Raw genomic sequence first — 16,399 nt, 5'->3', positions numbered from 1 at the left:
CTGAAGACAGTTCTGTTGTCACTGATTTCTGCAATCAAGAAGCATGCCAATCTGGGCCTGCCTCACGCCGCCTGGATCGAAGCGCCCCGAGGGGGGCGCCTGCCTTGCCTGCCACTGTGCGCCGGCTGCGGCGCGGCAGAGCCCGCACGTGGCTCCAGAGAATGGCTTTTGCCATGCATCAGGTGCCGTTCAGTCTTCGTGCAAAGCATGCGGATGATTGATGGATATCAGTGTCTATTCAAGTGTAGACACTTGTGACTTTGATGGTCAATAACGGCGCATAGTGGTTTTCACCGAGTTGGTGCGGACTCGGCCGCCATGGGGCGGGGCTGCCCCGAATTGGGGGCGAGGGCGGGGCGGTGCGACGGATCAGCCGGCCCGGATGGCAAGGGTGCAAAGGGGCGCAAAGGGGTGCCAAAGGCGGCCGTGGCGCGCGTGCACGGCCGCGGAGCACGGCGTGCTCCGGGGAAAGGCGAGGGAAGTGGAGAGGGCTACGGCCGCGCGTGCCGCGGGCTCAGAACGTCAGCGCGTTCTCAGAGCTTCTTGACCAGCACCTGGCTCTTGCGGTCCCAGTTGTACTTGCGCTTGCGGGCATCGGGCAGCCAGTCGGGGTCGACGGGCTGGAAGCCCCGCTTGATGAACCAGTGCATGGTGCGCGTGGTGAGCACGAAGATGCTGGACAGGCCCAGCATGCGGGCGCGCTGCTCGATGCGCTTGAGCAGCTTCTCGCCGTCGCCCGTGCCCTGGCTGTGCGGCGACACGGTGACGGCGGCCATCTCGGCCGTGCCGGCCTCGGGGTAGGGGTAGAGCGCGGCGCAGCCGAAGATCACGCCGTCGTGCTCGATCACGGTGTAGGCGGCGATGTCGCGCTCGATCTCGGTGCGGTTGCGCTTGACCAGGGTGCCATCCTTTTCGAACGGCTCGATGAGCTGGATGATGCCGCCCACGTCGTCGATGGTGGCCTCGCGCAGCTCTTCCAGCTTCTCGTCGATCACCATGGTGCCGATGCCGTCGTGCACGTAGATCTCCAGCAGCAGCGCGCCGTCCACCGCGAACGGCAGGATGTGGCTGCGGTCCACGCCGTGCTCGCAGGCGCGCACGCAGTGCTGCAGGTAAAAGCCCACGTCGGTGGACTGCTGGGCGGGCGGCAGCTGGGCCAGCAGCTGGCGCGCGGCGGCCAGGGGCAGCTCGGTGTCGATGGGGTTGTCGTCGCCCTGGGGCTCCAGGGGCTTGGTGAGGATGCCGGGCACCTCGGTCAGGAACAGCAGCTTGTCGGCCTTGAGTTCGGTGGCCACGCGCGTGGCCACTTCTTCCATGGCCAGGTTGAAGGCCTCGCCCGTGGGCGAGAAGCCGAAGGGCGAGATGAGCACCATGGCGTCGGATTCGAGCGTGCGGCGGATGCCCTCCACGTCTACCTTGCGCACCAGGCCCGAGTGCTGGAAGTCCACGCCGTCCACGATGCCCACCGGCCGCGCCGTGAGGAAGTTGCCCGAGATCACCCGCACGCGCGCGCCCGCCATGGGCGTGTTGGGCAGGCCCTGGCTGAAGGCGGCCTCGATCTCGTAGCGCAGCTGGCCCGCCGCCTCCTGCGCGCAGTCCAGCGCCACGGAGTCGGTCACGCGCAGGCCGTGCGAGTAGCGCGGCGCATGGCCCTTGGCGTGCAGTTGCTCGTTGACCTGCGGGCGAAAGCCGTGCACCAGCACGATCTTCACGCCCATGGCCTGGATCATCGCCAGGTCCTGCACGATGCTTTGCAGCTTGCCCGCGGCGATGGCCTCGCCCGTCAGGCCCACCACGAAGGTCTGGTGCCGGAACTTGTGGATGTACGGCGCCACGGAACGGAACCAGGGAACGAAGGTGAAGTTGAAGACCGTGGACATGGATGGGCGTGTGCGGGCAAGGGGACGACAAAGGCGAAAAGCGCCTGCGGACCCGGTGCCCCCTCGTGGTGGCAGCGGCGCCGGCAAGCGCAGCGCGCAGTGTAGCGGCTGGCTGCGCATGCTGTCGGCATGCCTGCAGGCATCGGGTTGTGTTGCTATTTATTTAATAGCTTATCGCGCTTGCCACCAGGGCAGATGCAATGCGTTCGGGCTTGAAAGTGCCGAACAACAAGCGCTACCAGCTACTGAAGTGATAGCACCTGTTGCGTGCCGTCAACGTCCGCCGCGTGCGGACAGGGCCAGCCGGGGCGGCGCGGGCCTGCGCGCCGATGCCCGTTGCGGCCGGGGCGCGGGCTGCGCATCGCGCCGGCGCAGTGCCCAGCGCTCCACCGTGTAGTACGACAGCGCCGCCAGCGCCGCCGAGATCGCGAAGCCCAGCAGCACCACCGCGGGCCAGGGCAGGTCGGCGCGCAGGTAGCGCACCACGGGGTAATGCCACAGGTAGATGCCGTAGGACAGCTTGCCCACCACCATCAGCGCTGGTGCGCTCAGCATCTCGTACACCGCGCCGCCGCGTTGCTGCACGGCCAGCAGCACCAGCACGGCCGCGGCTTCCACCACCGTCATGCCCCAGACCATGGCGTTCATGTCGTCCCAGGACTGGGCCATGAGCAGCGGCACGGCCAGCACCACCCACATGAAGTGGTTCAGCCGCCGGCGCAGCGCCTGGAACCAGGCCGGCTGCTCCAGCACCAGCGCCGCCAGCAGGCTGCCGGCCAGCAGGCCCGTGGCGCGCGTGTCGAAGCGAAAGAAGATCTCGTAGAACTGCTGGCCCTGTGCCACCCACAGCACGCGCCAGGCCCAGGCCAGCACCAGCAGGCCCAGCACCGGGCGCCACAGCTTGCCCGGCGGCGAAAAGCGCGCCAGCAGCACCAGCACGGGCGGCCAGACCAGGTAGAAATGCTCCTCCACCGACAGCGACCACATGTGCAACAGCGTGTCCGGGCTGTCGAAGAAGGCAATGCCGTAGTCCGCCAGGTACAGCAGCGACACCAGCGCGTCGGTATAGACGTCCTCCAGCCCGGGCCACAGCAGGGGCGCGAACACGCAGTAGGCGCCCAGGAACAGCGCCAGCGCCGGCATCAGCCGGTACAGGCGCCGGCGGTAAAAGCGCCAGTAGTCCAGCCGCCCGCTGTGCCGCAGCTCCTGCAGCAGCAGCGAGGTGATCAGAAAGCCGCTGAGCACGAAGAACAGGTCCACCCCGTAGAACGCCCCATCGAACAGCGGTGCGTGGGCGTGCGACAGGATCACCAGCAAGATGGCCACGCCGCGCAGCCCGTCCAGGGCGGGGTTGTAGGCCAGGGCGGGGTGGCCAGGGGAAGGGGCTTTCACGGTGGGGCCGTCATGCTGACGGACACCCTCAAACTTCTCTGCCAAAAAGGGATACCTCCGAAGCGAGGCGGCCATGCGGCCGCCGCGGGACTGGCAGGGCGTGGGGCCCTGGGGCCAGCCATGAACACAAACACATCCGCCGGGGCGGGCTGGGGGCTGGCCGGCCGGTGTGCCGGCGCATGCCCCCTGTGCCGGCGCTGCAAGGACGCAGCCGGATCAGCGCCCGGCGCGGCGGATTGTAGTGAGGGAGGGCGGGTGCGTTGGTAGCCGAATGTCACCAGGCATTTGCAATGGTGACTTTCCGGCGCCACACGCCAAGGGCGCTGGCGGGTCGAGAAGATGGGAGGAAAAAAGGCCGTTTTCTCTTGCGTACAAAGTGCAACAAGCTATTGAATGTATAGCAATTGTCGGGGCGCGCCTCAGACGGTGGCGCGGTTGCGTTCGTACCAGGGCCGGGTCTGGTTCACCACGCGCACCACCAGCAGCATCACCGGCACCTCGATCAGCACCCCGACCACCGTGGCCAGGGCCGCGCCCGACTGCAGGCCGAACAGGCTGATGGCGGCGGCCACGGCCAGCTCGAAGAAGTTGGAGGCGCCGATCAGGGCCGACGGGCAGGCGACGCTGTGCTTCTCGCCCAGGGCCCGGTTCAGCCAGTACGCCAGGGCGGAGTTGAAGAACACCTGGATCAGGATGGGCACGGCCAGCAGCGCGATCACCAGGGGCTGGCGCAGGATGGCCTCGCCCTGGAAGGCGAACAGCAGCACCAGCGTGGCCAGCAGGGCCGCCATGGACCAGGGGCCGATGCGCGCCAGCGCGCGCTCGAAGGCCGCGGGCCCGCGCGCCAGCAGGCGGCGGCGCAGCCACTGCGCCAGTACCACGGGCACCACGATGTACAGGCCCACGGACACCAGCAGCGTGTCCCACGGCACCGTGATGGCCGACAGGCCCAGCAGCAGCCCCACCAGCGGCGCGAAGGCCACGATCATGATGGCGTCGTTCAGCGCCACCTGCGACAGGGTGAACAGCGGGTCGCCGCCCGTGAGCCGGCTCCAGACGAAGACCATGGCCGTGCACGGCGCGGCCGCCAGCAGGATCAGGCCGGCGATGTAGCTGTCGATCTGCTCGGCCGGCAGCCAGGGGGCGAACGCATGGCGAATGAACACCCAGCCCAGCAGCGCCATGGAAAACGGCTTGACCAGCCAGTTCACGAACAGGGTCACGCCGATGCCCCGCGCATGCTGGCGCACCTCGCCCAGCGCGGCGAAGTCCACCTTGAGCAGCATGGGAATGATCATCACCCAGATCAGCAGGCCCACCGGCAGGTTGACCTGCGCCACCTCCAGCGCGCTCACGGCCTGGAAGGCCGCGGGAAAGAGCTGGCCCAGGGCGATGCCCGCCAGGATGCACAGGAACACCCACAGCGTCAGGTAGCGCTCGAACAGGCCCATGGGCGCGGGCGGGGTCTGCGGCTGGGCCGCGATGTCGCAAGAAGCGTTCATGGGGGCTTTCAAGGGCTGTTTCAGTGGGCCGCTTCAGTGGGTCGACAGTTCCCGGGCCGTGCTCTGCAGCCGGGCCTTGTCCAGCTTGTCTGCGGGCAGGCTCACCAGCAGTTCCAGGCGGCGGTGGATCTGGTGCAGGGTCTGGCGAAAGGCCTCGCGCTTCACCTCGTCGGGGGCGTCGCCCGCGGACGGATCGGGGTAGCTCCAGTGGGCCGTGGCCGGGTGGCCGGGCCAGATCGGGCAGACCTCGCCGGCCGCGTTGTCGCAGACGGTGATGATCAGATCCATCTGCGGCGCGCCCGGCGCCGCGAACTCGTCCCAGCTCTTGCTGCGCAGCCCCTCGGTGGCGATGCCGGCATGCTGCAGCACCTGCAGGCCCAGCGGGTGGGGCTGCTGGTTGGCGCGGGGGCTGCTGCCGGCCGAGTAGGCCTTGAAGCGGCCCCCGCCCATGTCGTTGAGCAGGGCCTCGGCCAGGATGCTGCGCGCCGAGTTGTGGGTGCACAGGAACAGGACGTTCAGGGGCGTGGACGCAGAGGACATGGTGTTCAGCAGCAGGATTGGGTGGCAGTGGAGCGGGGGCCGCAGCAGGCGGGCGCGGCGGCAGCAGGGCCGGGGGTAGCGCTGGCGGCCGGGGCGCAGCAGGAGCCCTGTCCCGCGGGGGCGGTGGCCTGCGCCGGCGTGTTGAAGACGGGAATGTCGCCCAGCGTGTGGAAGTGCTCCCAGGCAACGCCCTGGGGGTCGGTGATCCAGTGCTTTTCGCTGCGCGCATAGCAGCAGGTGGTGGCACCTTCGTCCAGCATCGCCAGGTCTGCGGCCTGGGCGCGGGCCTTGAGTTCGGCCAGCTCGCCGGCTTCGTCGACCTGGAAGCCCAGGTGGTCCAGCCCGGCCTGGCCGCCGCGTGCGGAGATGGCGAAGTTCACCCGCGGGTCGTCCAGCATCCACTTGGCGTAGTCGGCCTCGACCCGCGTGGGCGCGGCGCCGAACAGCCGGGTGTAGAAGGCGATGTTCTGGGCCAGATCATCGACGTGCATATGGACATGGAAGCGTTTCATGGCGTGCTCCTTCAGCAGTGGCAAGGCGCTGCCGAGGCGGGCGCGCATGCGGCGCCCTGGCAGCAGTTTTCGGTCAGATAGCCCAGCAACTCGTTCATGGCGGTGAACGATGCGCGGTACACCAGGTTGCGTCCCTGGCGCTCCTGGCTGACCAGGCCGGCATGGGTCAATTCCTTGAGGTGAAACGACAGGGTGTTGGCGGCGATGTCCAGCTGCTGGGCCAGCACGCCGGGCGTGATGCCGTCCTGCCCGGCCACCACCAGGGCGCGGAAGGCGCGCAGGCGGACCTCCTGGGCGAGGGCGGCGAGTGAACGGATGACCTGGGGTTCTTGCATGGTTCAAATATACAACTAATGTTGAAATATTGAAATGAAAAAACCGTACCCAGGACAGGCCAGCCCGGGCGGCTGGCGTAGTTCTGCGTTCATTCGACTGGAAATCCTTGCCGGTACGGCGTATTGAGCTATTTATTTAATAGCATCATCGGCCGTAAGGGCGCGCCTTGCACGATGTCGAGGCCGGGCGAAATGGTCTTTCGGGTTACCATTCAAGGGTTAACCCTGTGTTCGAATGCCCGCCCTGGCGGGCGCTTTTGTTTGCACCGGGCGGCCTGCCGCCGGGTGACGCTGTTGCAAGGGCCCATGGGCCCGATATGGAAGGAAAACCTATGTTCCGCAGAACCGTTCTGGCCGCTACCGCAGCCCTGGCACTGACCGCCGGCGCGCCGGCCCTGGTGCACGCCAAGGATGCCTGGCCGGTCAAGACCATCACGCTGGTGCAACCCTATGCGCCCGGCGGTACCAGCGACATGCTGGCGCGCATCATTGCCAACGAGCTGGAAAAGCGCATCGAGGCCAACGTGATCGTCGAGAGCAAGGCCGGCGCCAACGGCAACATCGCCACCGCCTACGTGAGCCGCGCCAAGCCCGATGGCGGCACCTTCCTCGTGGGCTCCAGCAGCCCGGTGGTGATCTCGCCCACGCTGTACAAGAACGTACCCTACGACCCGGTGAAGGACCTGACGCCCATCACCCCCATCGCCAAGGCACCGTTCCTGCTGGTGACGGGCGCCACTTCGGGCATCAACACGGTGGATGAGCTGCTCAAGCAGATCAAGGCCGACAAGGTCAACTTCGGCTCGGCCGGCGCGGGCTCGCCCCAGCACATGATCGTGGAGATGTTCCACATGCAGGCCAAGGCCAAGACCATGCACGTGCCGTACAAGGGCTCCGCTCCGCTGATCCTGGCCGTGATGGCCAACGAGGTGCAGTACGCCATCGACAACCCCGTGCCGCTCAAGCCGCAGATCGACGCCGGCAAGATCAAGGCCCTGGCCATCACCAGCAAGACCGCCTCGCCCAAGTTTCCCGGCGTGAAGCCGCTGGCCGAGCAGGGCTTCCCGGGTTTCGATGTCGAGCCCTGGTACGGCATGATCGGTTCGAAGAATCTGCCCAAGCCCCTGGCCGAGCGCATGAACAAGTATGTGCAGGACATCCTGGCGCAAGAGAACGTGAAGCAGCGGATCTCCGAGCTGGGCGCCGAGGCCTATGGCCTGAGCGTGGCCGACTTCGGCAAGCTGATCGCCGCTGACATCCAGCGCTGGGGTGCGGCCGTGAAGGCATCGGGCGCCACGGCGGACTGAGCGCCGCCGCCTCGCAGCAAGGCCGTGAGCAATCACGGCCTTTTTTTCTGCCTGGGCCATACTCGAGCCGTCGCGGCGCCACCTGGGCGCCGCCGTGTTTCAGGAGCATGCGTGCAATCGGCCAGCGAGCAATGGTTTGACGAGGCGTATTACCAGCGCTATTACTTCGACAAGAAAACCCGCGTGGTGGACCCGGCCCACGCCGAGCGGCTGGGGGCCTTCGTCTGCAGCTATCTGCGCTACCTGCGCGTGCCCGCGGAGCGGGTGCTGGACATGGGCTGCGGCATCGGCCTGTGGCGCGACATGGTGGCGCGCCACCTGCCCGGCGCCAGCTACCACGGCGTGGAGTACAGCGCCTATCTGTGCGAGCGCTATGGCTGGGAGCGCGGCTCGGTGGTGGACTACGCGGCGGCCGAGCCGTTCGACTTCGTCATCTGCCAGGGCGTGCTGCCCTACCTGGAAACCCAGGACCTGCGGCGTGCGCTGGACAACCTGGGCCGCCTGTGCCGCGGCGCGCTGTACCTGGAGGCGGTGACGCGCGAGGACTACGAACGCGACATCATCGACGAGGACCTGACCGATCCGCGCCTGTACCGCCACCGCGCCGCCCTGTACCGCCGCGGCCTGGAGGCGCATTTCACCGACCTGGGCGGCGGCCTGTGGCTCAGCCACCGGGCCCAGGTGCCGCTGTTCGCGCTGGAGACGCCGGGCCGGTAAGGCTTTTGACGCTCCTGAAATGATAGCTATCTGCGCTTGATGGATGGGCGGTAGGTGCCGAAATGCCTGATAGGTGTTGTTACAAAGAGAGGGCGGCCTGCAGGCCGCCACAGGCTAAGCTGCTGCCAGTTCCTTGTTCAGGATTTGCACGATCATGATGAAACACAGTTATTCGCGCCTTCTCTCCATCAGTGATGGCGGCCGCCGCGCGTTGGTCTGCCTGGGAGTGGCTGCGGCCATGGGCGCGGCGGGTGGCGCGGCGCACGCGCAGGGGTATGTGAACGCCACGGTGGGCGGGCAGATTGCCCCCGGCGTGTATGGCCGCGTGGACATCGGTAGCGGGGCGCCGCCCGTGCTGCTGTACCCGCAGCCCGTGGTGATCGCCCCTCCGGCCGTCTATGTGCCGCGCGCGCCCATCTACATGTACGTTCCGCCGGGGCATGCCAAGAACTGGTCCAAGCACTGCGCGCGCTACGCGGCCTGCGGCCAGCCGGTGTACTTCGTGAAAGAGCCGCCACGCCGCCCCAGCCATTACCGCGGAGACCGGGACCCTTACGAGGGGCACCGCTACGATGACCGACGCGAGCACTGGCGCGACCACGATCGCGACGACGACCGCCGAGGCCGGGGCAACGGCCATGGCCGCGGCAATGGCAACGGAAACGGAAACGGACGCCACGATCGCTGACTCCGTGCCGGCGTGCGTCCCTGCCTTGCCTTAAGCTTGCGGGCATGGCGCATGTCACCTTTTCTCCTCCCTATGTCCCCGCATGCCAGGTCGTGCAACAGTTGCGCGACCGCGGCTACGCCGTGCTGCAGCCGCGCGATGCTGCGGAGTGGGCGGGCTGCACGCCGGCCGACCTGCAGGCCCTGGCCGCAGACTGGGCGGACCTGCCGCCCGACGATTTCCTGAAGGACGGCGGTCGCTACCGGCGCAGGCGCCATTCCTGCTTCATCGTGGATGGCGACGCGGTGGAGCAGGTGCCCCACCGCGCGCACTGGCAGCCCGTGGAGTACAACGCCTTGCACGGCGGCATGCAGCGCTGGTTCGCCCCCATGCAGGGCGCGACCACGGCCTCGCCAGCGTGGCAGCGGCTGATGCGGGCCGTGGCCGGGCTGTCGCAGGCCCTGTGGGCCACCCGGCCCGAGCGCTGGTTCATCGAGGCGCACCAGTTCCGCATCGACACCGAAGGCGGCATCGGCCGGCCCACGCCCGAGGGAGCGCACCGCGACGGCGTGGATCTGGTCGCGGTGTTCCTTGTGGGACGCAAGGGAGTGAAGGGCGGCGAGACACGGATCTTCGAGGCCGCGGGCCCCAATGGGCAGCGATTCACCCTGAGCGCCCCCTGGTCGGTGATGCTGCTAGACGATGCGCGCATGATCCACGAAACCACGCCCATCCAGCCCGACGGCGAGGGCGGTTGGCGCGACACGCTGGTCCTCACCTGCCGGCGGGGCGGCTTTCAGGGGGATGAGGCGCAGTAATTGATGCGAATCAAGACCATGGGCGCCGCATGGCCCCACACTAGTGACCGTTTCAGGGCCATAGGCCTTCCACCAACCCATCAGGAGGTTCCATGTTCAAGCACATTTTGATTCCCGTGGATGGCTCGGACACGTCCATGAAGGCCGTGGCCAAGGCCGCGGCCCTGGCCAAGACCTTTGGTAGCGCGGTCACGGCGCTGTATGTGATCGACCCGTATCCGTTCACGGGTGTCGGTGCCGACTTTGCCTACGGCCAGGCGCAGTACCTGAGCGCCGCCACGGCCGAGGCGAACGCGGCGCTGGACGCCGCCAAGGCCGCCGTGACGCAGGCGGGCGTGGCCACGGTGAACACCATGGTGGGCGAGGGCCATGCCGTGCACGACGGCATCCAGCGCGCCGTGGAGAGCACGGGCGCCGACCTCATCGTCATGGGCTCGCATGGCCGCCGCGGGCTGGAAAAGCTGGTGCTGGGCAGCGTCACGCAGCGCGTGCTGGGCGTGGCGCGCGTGCCGGTGCTGGTGGTGCGCGACTGATCCAAGGGCGGGCGCCATGGCTGCTCCCGTACCCGTGGCATGAAAAACGGCTCCCGCGGGAGCCGTTTTCGTTGCTGGCAGAGCGCCCGCGCGGGCTTACTCGATCTTGGCGCCGGAGGCCTCCACGATGCCCTTCCACTGCGCGTACTCGGTCTTCAGCAGGGTGGAGAACTGCTCCGGCGTCATGGCCTGCGGCTCGGCGCCCTGGGCGTGAATGGCGGCCTTCATCTCGGCCGTGGCCAGCAGCTTGTTGACCTCGGCATTGAGCGTGTTCACCACGGCGGTGGGCGTGCCGGCCGGCGCCAGAACGCCGTACCAGGTGCTCACGTCGAAGTCCTTGAAGCCCGATTCCGCCACCGTGGGCACGTCGGGCAGCGAGGAGCTGCGCTTGGCGGACGTGACGGCCAGCGGGCGCAGCTTGCCGGCCTTGATCTGCCCCATGGCCGAGGGCAGGGACGACACCAGCAGCTCCACGTTGCCGGCCAGCGCGTCCATGAGCGCCGGGTTGGAGCCCTTGTAGGGAATGTGGCTCAGCTTGATGCCCGCGGCCTGCTCGAACAGATGGCCCGCAAGGTGGATCGAGGTGCCGTTGCCGGGCGAGCCGTAGGTGATGCTGCTGGGGGCGGCCTTGGCGGCGCTGATCACATCGGCCAGCGTCTTGTACTTGGAGTTGACGCTGGTGGCGATCACCACGGGCGTGTAGGCCACATGGGCCACGGCCGTCAGGTCCTTGGTCGGATCCCAGGGCAGGTTCTTGTACAGCCAGGGGCCGATCACCAGGTTGTCCTTCTGGCCCATGACGATGTCGTAGCCCGTGGGCGCGGCCTTCACGGCCTCGGTGATGCCGATGGTGCCGCCGGCGCCGGGCTTGTTGTCGGCCACCACGGTCCACTTGTTGGCTTCGGTGAGCTTGGCGGAGACCAGGCGGGCCAGGATGTCGGTGCCGCCCCCGGGCGGGAACGGCACGATCATGCGGATGGGCTTGGCGGGATAGGCGCCGGCCGCGGCGGGTGCGGCGGTCTGTGCGTGGATCGAGGTGGCACCCAGCGCGCAGGCGAGGGTGGCAAGCGAAAGAATGTGTCGGCGAAGCATGAACGATGTCTCCTGGGGAACCTGAATGTGAAACGGCGCATCTGGCGCGCGCCCGGCCAACCATCGGCCGGGTCGCCGTGCCTATCCGTGTGCGTGCCATCGCCAACGGCGATGGCACAGGGATCGCATGACTAGATGCGCTCGAAGATGGCGGCAATGCCCTGGCCGCCGCCGATGCACATGGTCACCAGCGCGTAGCGGCCCTGGATGCGCTGCAGCTCGTGCACGGCCTTCACCGTGATCACCGCGCCCGTGGCGCCGATGGGGTGGCCCAGCGAGATGCCCGAGCCATTGGGGTTGACCTTGGCCGGGTCCAGTCCCAGGTCGCGCGTGACGGCGCAGGCCTGGGCGGCGAAGGCCTCGTTGGCCTCGATCACGTCCAGGTCCTGCACCGTGAGGCCGGCCTTCTTCAGTGCCAGCTGCGTGGCCGGTACGGGGCCGATGCCCATGTATTTCGGGTCCACGCCCGCATGGGCGTAGGCCACCAGGCGCGCCAGCGGCTTGGCGCCGCGCGCCTGGGCGGCCTTGGCCTCCATCAGCACCACGGCGGCGGCGGCGTCGTTGATGCCTGAGGCGTTGCCCGCTGTCACCGTGCCGTTCTCCTTCACGAACACGGGCTTGAGCTTGGCCAGGTCGTCCATGGTGGCACCCGCGCGGAAGTGCTCGTCGGTGGCGTAGGCTACCTCGCCCTTTTTGCTCTTGAGCATCACGGGAACGATCTGGTCCTTGAAGTAGCCCGCCTGCGTGGCGCGCTCGGCGCGGTTGTGGCTTTCGACGGCCAGCCGGTCCTGGTCCTCGCGCGTGATGCCCCACTTGGCCGCGATGTTCTCGGCCGTCACGCCCATGTGGATGGCGTGGAAGGGGTCGTGCAGGGCGCCGATCATCATGTCGATCATCTTGGTGTCGCCCATGCGCGCACCCCAGCGGCTGGCCAGGCTGGCGTAGGGCGCGCGGCTCATGTTCTCGGCGCCGGCGCCGATGGCGATGTCGGCATCGCCCAGCAAAATGCTCTGGCTGGCGTTAACGATGGCCTGCAGGCCCGAGCCGCACAGGCGGTTCACATTGAACGCCGGCGTGCCCTCGGCGCAGCCGCCGTTGAGGGCGGCCACACGCGAAAGGTACATGTCCTTGGGCTCGGTGTTCACCACATGGCCGAACACCACATGGCCCACATCCTTGCCTTCGACCTGGGCACGCGCCAGGGACTCGCGCACCACGGTGGCGCCGAGTTCGGTGGGGGGAACATCCTTCAGGCTGCCGCCAAAGGTGCCGATGGCGGTGCGCACCGCGCTCACGACGACGACTTCACGGGACATGGCTCTCTCCTGCAGTGGTTGGTTTTGAATCAAATCGGGCTGTAGCGCCCTATGGATAAGCGCTAGCAGCTATCAAATGGATAGTGAATGATGCCGCGGGCGGCGCGTCAGGCATCGCGCACGTCGGCCACTGGGTTGGCGCCGAAATCCGCGCGGTTCAGCCAGGCCAGCACGCGGGCGGCCGCGGCGGCGGGCGAGGTGAGCATGTCGCCCGTCTTGAGGGCGGCAAAGTTCTGCACATCCGGGAAGTCGGCCGGGTTGGCGCCGCGCAGCTGGATCTGCATGTCGGTGTCGATCACACCGGGAGCCAGAGAGCATACCCTGGCGCCATGGGGCTTGAGGGCTTCGTCGAGCGCCAGGCAGCGGGTGAAATGGTCCATGCCGGCCTTGGCCGCGCAGTAGGCGGCCTGCGAGGCCATGGCGCGCCGGCCCAGGCCCGAGGACACGTTGAGCACCTTGCGCGGCAGGGCGCCCCAGGCCTCGGTGGCGCCCAGGAAGACGGCCGTGAGCAGCATGGGCGCCTCCAGCCCCACGCGCAGGGCGTTGGCCAGTTCGGCCATGTCTTGGGCGCTGGTGCAGGCCGACAGCGGCGCGATGCGCGGAATCACGCCCGCGTTGTTGATCAGCGTGGCGCTGGCGTAGCGGCCGGCAGGCTGTGCGGCCAGCCAGGCGTGCAGGCGCTGCGCCGCCTCGGCCCCCTGCGACAGGTCCAGCGTCCATTGCTCCAGCGTGGCGCCGGCGGGAACGGCGTCGGCCAGCTGCGGTTGGGCGTGGCGTGCCATGCAGATCAGCGCGTGGCCGGGCTGCAGCAGTTGCTGGGCCATGGCCAGGCCCATGCCGCGAGAGCCGCCGGTGAGGAGAAAGAGATGTGGAGTCATGCCGGAGATGGTAACGGCCGGGGGCGGCCTGTGGGTCAGAACGGCGGTTCGGAGGCGAAGGCGCACCAGCCGCCATGCAGCGGGTGGGCAAAGCCCAGCGCGCAGGCATGCAGCAGCAGGCGCGGCGCACGGGCCTGGGTGGCGGCGTCGGCGTAGAGCATGTCGCCCAGTATGGGATGGCCCAGCGCGGCCAGGTGCACGCGCAACTGGTGGGTGCGACCGGTGACGGGCTCGAGCTCCACGCGCGTGGTGGCCTGGGCCGCGTCATGCGCCAGAACGCGCCAGCGCGTGAGGCTGGGCTGGCCCTGCACGGAGTCCACCACGCGCAGGGGGCGGCGTTCCCAGTCGGCGGCGATGGGCAGGGCGATCTCGCCCCAGGCACTGTCATTGGCATCGCCGCTGCCGGCAGGTGGCTGCAGCCGGCCCGCCACCACGGCCTGGTAGCGCTTGTGGACGCTGCGCTGCGAGAAAGCCTGGCTGAGCGCGCGCTGCATGGCGGCGCCGCGCGCCATGAGCACCAGGCCCGAGGTGGGCTGGTCCAACCGGTGCACGATGAGCGCGTCGGGCCACAGGGCCTGGGCGCGCGCGCTCAGGCAGTCCTGCTTGTCGGGGCCGCGCCCGGGCACGCACAGCAGGCCCGAGGGCTTGTTCAGCACCAGCAGCGTGTCGTCTGCATGCACGCAGTCAACCGTGGCCATGTCAGCCTTCATGGGCCAGGCGGTCCACGGTGGCGCAGAGTTCCTCGACGTCGTTGGGCTTGTGGATCAGCGCGCGCGCGCCTTCGGCCAGCGCGGCTTGCTCAATCTCGGCCGTGACATAGCCCGAGGCCAGCGCCACGGGCAGGCCGGGCCGGATGGCGCGGGCCGCGCGCACCAGGTCCAGGCCCGAGTAGCCGGGCATGTTGTAGTCGGTCACCAGCAGGTCGTAGCGGTCGGGCGCGGCGCGCAGTGCGTCGGCAGCCTCGCGCGGGTCGGTGAAGCCGCTCACCTCGTAGCCGCGGCGGCGCAGCAGGCGCTGCACCAGGAAGACCAGGGCCGCATCGTCATCCACGTACATCACATGCCGGCGGCGATTGCCGGCAGGCGTGTGCGGCGGTACCTGGGGCGCGGCCGGGGCGGGCGCGGCCGGGTGGGGCTCGGTCTGGGGGGCTGCCGGAAAGTACAGCGTGAACTGGCTGCCCTGGCCGGGCGTGCTGCGCACATCGACGCCGCCGCCGTGCGTGCGCATCACGCCGTGCACCACGGCCAGGCCCAGCCCCGTGCCCTGGCCCACGGGCTTGGTGGTGAAGAACGGCTCGAAGATGCGCGAGAGCGTCGCGGCGTCCATGCCCGGGCCGTCGTCGTCCACGCGCAGGGCCACATAGTCGCCGGCGGCCAGGCCCAGGCTCGTGCGCAGGCGCTGGTCGGGCTGCACCGCGGCCGCCTCCACCTGGATGCGCCCGCGCCGGCTGCCGATGGCGTGCATGGCGTTGGTGCACAGGTTCAGCAGGGCCTGCTCCACCTGGGTGGCGTCGGCCAGCACCGGGGGCAGGTCGGGGGGCAGGCGCAGGGACAGCTCGATCTCCGGCGGCAGCGTGACGCGCAGCAGGCGTTCGGTGTCGTGCGCCACCTCGGCCAGCACGACCGCGGTGCGCTTGGGCGGCTCGTTGCGGCTGAAGGTCAGGATCTGGCGCACCAGGTCGCGCGCGCGGCGGCCCGCCTTGTCGATTTCCAGCAGGCTTTCGTACACGGGGGTGCCGGGCGCGCAATCGGCCTTGGCCAGCTCCACGTTGCCCAGGATGGCGTGCAGGATGTTGTTGAAGTCGTGCGCGATGCCGCCGGCCATGGTGCCCACGGCCTGCATCTTGTGCGATTCGCGCAGCTGCCCTTCTAGCGCGCTGCGGCGCGCCTCCTCGCGCTTCTTGCCCGTGAGGTCGCGCGCGAACACGGTGGTGGTTTCGCCCTCGGCATGGCGTTCGAACGACACGCTGATCTCCACGGCCAGTTCGCGGCCCGAGGCGGTGAGGGCCGTCATCTCTCCCAGCACGGCCTGGGTCGTGAGCTGGGCGAAGGCCAGCACCTGCTGGGCTTCGGGCAGAAAGCGGTGCAGCGGGCTGCCCAGGGCGTCGCTGGTGGCGCACTGGAACAGCATGGCGGCCGTGGGGTTGAACACGGTGATGCGCTGGTGCTGGTCCACGCAGATGATGGCGTCGAGCGCGGAGTTGATCACCGCCTCCAGGCGGCGCTCGCTGGCATGCAATTGGGCATTGCGTTCCTGCAGTTCCTGCGCGCTGTGCTGCAGGGCCTGGCGCTCGGCCAGCAGCGGGCCCTGGTCGATCACGGCGCAGAGGAACTGCGTGAGCGGAGCTTCGTCCTCGGTGCGCGATTCGATGCGCGCGATGTGCAGGTCGCCAGTGATGCGGCGGTGCGGGTCAATGTGGAACACGACTTCCGTGGCCTCGGCCGTGCCCAGCGCCAGCGCCGCGGCAAAGGTGGCGCGCACGCGCGATGCGTGCTCGGCACCGACGAAGGGCATCAGCGCGGTTAGTGGCCGGTCGCTCTCCTGCGGCTGGAAGGAGCGCTGCGCCATGGAGTTGGCCTGCACCACCACATCGTGCTCGTCGAGCACCATCAGCGATAGCGGCACGTTGGAAAACAGCGCCTCGAACCGCTCGGAGGCGCTTTCGGCCGCCGCCTGGCTGTAGCGCAGGACCTTGTTCTGCGCCTCCAGTTCGGCCTGCGAGGTACGCAGCTCGGCGATGAGTTCCGCCACGGCGCCACTGGCGCGGCCGGCCCCGCGGCGCTCCTGCTGTCCGGGGGGCGGCACCGGCGGGTGCGGCGTGTCGGGCGTATCCGCCGCGTTGCGCAGAAGAAAGGACAGGTCGGGGCGACTCATGGTGATTGGCGAGGACCGGGGGCTGGCCCTGGCCGC

General features: G+C 68.7%; 16 protein-coding genes. 5 read left to right on the top strand and 11 right to left on the bottom strand.

Translation table 11 applies throughout. From position 1 onward, the window contains the following. Positions 1–533: 533 nt before the first annotated feature. The 6 genes from argA to BP68_RS02160 form a co-directional block, all read right to left on the bottom strand. Positions 534–1,880, bottom strand: a complete 1,347-nt coding sequence (gene argA / locus BP68_RS02185) for an amino-acid N-acetyltransferase (RefSeq protein WP_496368633.1) — start codon at positions 1,878–1,880, stop codon at positions 534–536. Positions 1,881–2,153: 273 nt separating this feature from the next. Beyond that, a complete protein-coding gene (locus BP68_RS02180; protein WP_496368631.1) occupies positions 2,154–3,272 on the bottom strand; it encodes an acyltransferase family protein in 1,119 nt (372 codons plus the stop codon). A gap of 419 nt (positions 3,273–3,691) precedes the next feature. Further along, complete coding sequence (gene arsB / locus BP68_RS02175) at positions 3,692–4,774, bottom strand: ACR3 family arsenite efflux transporter (protein ID WP_496368629.1); 1,083 nt, start codon at positions 4,772–4,774, stop codon at positions 3,692–3,694. A gap of 33 nt (positions 4,775–4,807) precedes the next feature. After that, positions 4,808–5,314 carry an arsenate reductase ArsC gene (locus BP68_RS02170; RefSeq protein WP_496368627.1) on the bottom strand — a complete coding sequence of 169 codons (507 nt, stop codon included), beginning with the start codon at positions 5,312–5,314 and terminating at the stop codon, positions 4,808–4,810. Positions 5,315–5,319: 5 nt separating this feature from the next. Continuing rightward, on the bottom strand, positions 5,320–5,826 hold the full coding sequence (locus tag BP68_RS02165; protein ID WP_496368625.1) for an ArsI/CadI family heavy metal resistance metalloenzyme: 507 nt from the start codon (positions 5,824–5,826) through the stop codon (positions 5,320–5,322). 11 nt (positions 5,827–5,837) lie between these two features. Beyond that, positions 5,838–6,161, bottom strand: a complete 324-nt coding sequence (locus BP68_RS02160; RefSeq protein ID WP_496368623.1) for an ArsR/SmtB family transcription factor — start codon at positions 6,159–6,161, stop codon at positions 5,838–5,840. 332 nt (positions 6,162–6,493) lie between these two features. Here BP68_RS02160 and BP68_RS02155 point away from each other — a divergent pair, with 332 nt between their 5' ends. The 5 genes from BP68_RS02155 (at position 6,494) to BP68_RS02135 (ending at position 10,203) form a co-directional block, all read left to right on the top strand. Further along, on the top strand, positions 6,494–7,468 hold the full coding sequence (locus tag BP68_RS02155) for a Bug family tripartite tricarboxylate transporter substrate binding protein (protein ID WP_496368621.1): 975 nt from the start codon (positions 6,494–6,496) through the stop codon (positions 7,466–7,468). A 111-nt stretch (positions 7,469–7,579) separates the two neighbouring features. Further along, positions 7,580–8,185 (top strand): methyltransferase, encoded by a 606-nt coding sequence (locus BP68_RS02150; protein ID WP_496368620.1) that lies wholly within the window; start codon positions 7,580–7,582, stop codon positions 8,183–8,185. A gap of 154 nt (positions 8,186–8,339) precedes the next feature. Further along, positions 8,340–8,873 carry a hypothetical protein gene (locus BP68_RS02145; RefSeq protein ID WP_496368618.1) on the top strand — a complete coding sequence of 178 codons (534 nt, stop codon included), beginning with the start codon at positions 8,340–8,342 and terminating at the stop codon, positions 8,871–8,873. Between the two features lie 44 nt (positions 8,874–8,917). Then, the gene (locus BP68_RS02140; protein WP_496368616.1) at positions 8,918–9,670 is read left to right on the top strand and encodes a 2OG-Fe dioxygenase family protein; all 753 of its coding nucleotides are present in this window, start codon (positions 8,918–8,920) and stop codon (positions 9,668–9,670) included. Positions 9,671–9,762: 92 nt separating this feature from the next. Continuing rightward, entirely contained in the window at positions 9,763–10,203 is a 441-nt protein-coding gene (locus tag BP68_RS02135) for a universal stress protein (RefSeq protein WP_496368614.1), read from the top strand. A 96-nt stretch (positions 10,204–10,299) separates the two neighbouring features. Here the strand turns inward: BP68_RS02135 and BP68_RS02130 are convergent, their stop codons facing one another. The 5 genes from BP68_RS02130 to BP68_RS02110 all read right to left on the bottom strand — a co-directional run bounded on the left by BP68_RS02130 (position 10,300) and on the right by BP68_RS02110 (position 16,363). Next, a complete protein-coding gene (locus tag BP68_RS02130) occupies positions 10,300–11,295 on the bottom strand; it encodes a Bug family tripartite tricarboxylate transporter substrate binding protein (RefSeq protein WP_496368612.1) in 996 nt (331 codons plus the stop codon). A gap of 131 nt (positions 11,296–11,426) precedes the next feature. Beyond that, the gene (bktB, locus tag BP68_RS02125) at positions 11,427–12,611 is read right to left on the bottom strand and encodes a beta-ketothiolase BktB (RefSeq protein ID WP_496368610.1); all 1,185 of its coding nucleotides are present in this window, start codon (positions 12,609–12,611) and stop codon (positions 11,427–11,429) included. A gap of 107 nt (positions 12,612–12,718) precedes the next feature. Next, positions 12,719–13,489 (bottom strand): SDR family NAD(P)-dependent oxidoreductase, encoded by a 771-nt coding sequence (locus BP68_RS02120; RefSeq protein ID WP_496368608.1) that lies wholly within the window; start codon positions 13,487–13,489, stop codon positions 12,719–12,721. Between the two features lie 35 nt (positions 13,490–13,524). After that, positions 13,525–14,187 (bottom strand): RluA family pseudouridine synthase, encoded by a 663-nt coding sequence (locus tag BP68_RS02115; protein ID WP_496368606.1) that lies wholly within the window; start codon positions 14,185–14,187, stop codon positions 13,525–13,527. A gap of 1 nt (position 14,188) precedes the next feature. Further along, complete coding sequence (locus BP68_RS02110; protein ID WP_496368604.1) at positions 14,189–16,363, bottom strand: hybrid sensor histidine kinase/response regulator; 2,175 nt, start codon at positions 16,361–16,363, stop codon at positions 14,189–14,191. Positions 16,364–16,399 lie beyond the last annotated feature (36 nt).

It is taken from the genome of Diaphorobacter oryzae DSM 22780 (assembly GCF_059568935.1).
The sequence above is the reverse complement of the archived record's forward strand: the minus strand, read 5'-3'. Positions and strand labels throughout refer to the sequence as shown.

What these genes read in the sequence shown, in the direction of transcription:
- argA (WP_496368633.1), bottom strand. Translation starts at nt 1,880, where the DNA reads ATGTCCACGGTCTTCAACTTCACCTTCGTTCCCTGGTTCCGTTCCGTG.
- arsB (WP_496368629.1), bottom strand. Translation starts at nt 4,774, where the DNA reads ATGAACGCTTCTTGCGACATCGCGGCCCAGCCGCAGACCCCGCCCGCG.
- BP68_RS02170 (WP_496368627.1), bottom strand. Translation starts at nt 5,314, where the DNA reads ATGTCCTCTGCGTCCACGCCCCTGAACGTCCTGTTCCTGTGCACCCAC.
- BP68_RS02165 (WP_496368625.1), bottom strand. Translation starts at nt 5,826, where the DNA reads ATGAAACGCTTCCATGTCCATATGCACGTCGATGATCTGGCCCAGAAC.
- BP68_RS02160 (WP_496368623.1), bottom strand. Translation starts at nt 6,161, where the DNA reads ATGCAAGAACCCCAGGTCATCCGTTCACTCGCCGCCCTCGCCCAGGAG.
- BP68_RS02155 (WP_496368621.1), top strand. Translation starts at nt 6,494, where the DNA reads ATGTTCCGCAGAACCGTTCTGGCCGCTACCGCAGCCCTGGCACTGACC.
- BP68_RS02145 (WP_496368618.1), top strand. Translation starts at nt 8,340, where the DNA reads ATGATGAAACACAGTTATTCGCGCCTTCTCTCCATCAGTGATGGCGGC.
- BP68_RS02140 (WP_496368616.1), top strand. Translation starts at nt 8,918, where the DNA reads ATGGCGCATGTCACCTTTTCTCCTCCCTATGTCCCCGCATGCCAGGTC.
- BP68_RS02135 (WP_496368614.1), top strand. Translation starts at nt 9,763, where the DNA reads ATGTTCAAGCACATTTTGATTCCCGTGGATGGCTCGGACACGTCCATG.
- BP68_RS02130 (WP_496368612.1), bottom strand. Translation starts at nt 11,295, where the DNA reads ATGCTTCGCCGACACATTCTTTCGCTTGCCACCCTCGCCTGCGCGCTG.
- bktB (WP_496368610.1), bottom strand. Translation starts at nt 12,611, where the DNA reads ATGTCCCGTGAAGTCGTCGTCGTGAGCGCGGTGCGCACCGCCATCGGC.
- BP68_RS02120 (WP_496368608.1), bottom strand. Translation starts at nt 13,489, where the DNA reads ATGACTCCACATCTCTTTCTCCTCACCGGCGGCTCTCGCGGCATGGGC.
- BP68_RS02115 (WP_496368606.1), bottom strand. Translation starts at nt 14,187, where the DNA reads ATGGCCACGGTTGACTGCGTGCATGCAGACGACACGCTGCTGGTGCTG.
- BP68_RS02110 (WP_496368604.1), bottom strand. Translation starts at nt 16,363, where the DNA reads ATGAGTCGCCCCGACCTGTCCTTTCTTCTGCGCAACGCGGCGGATACG.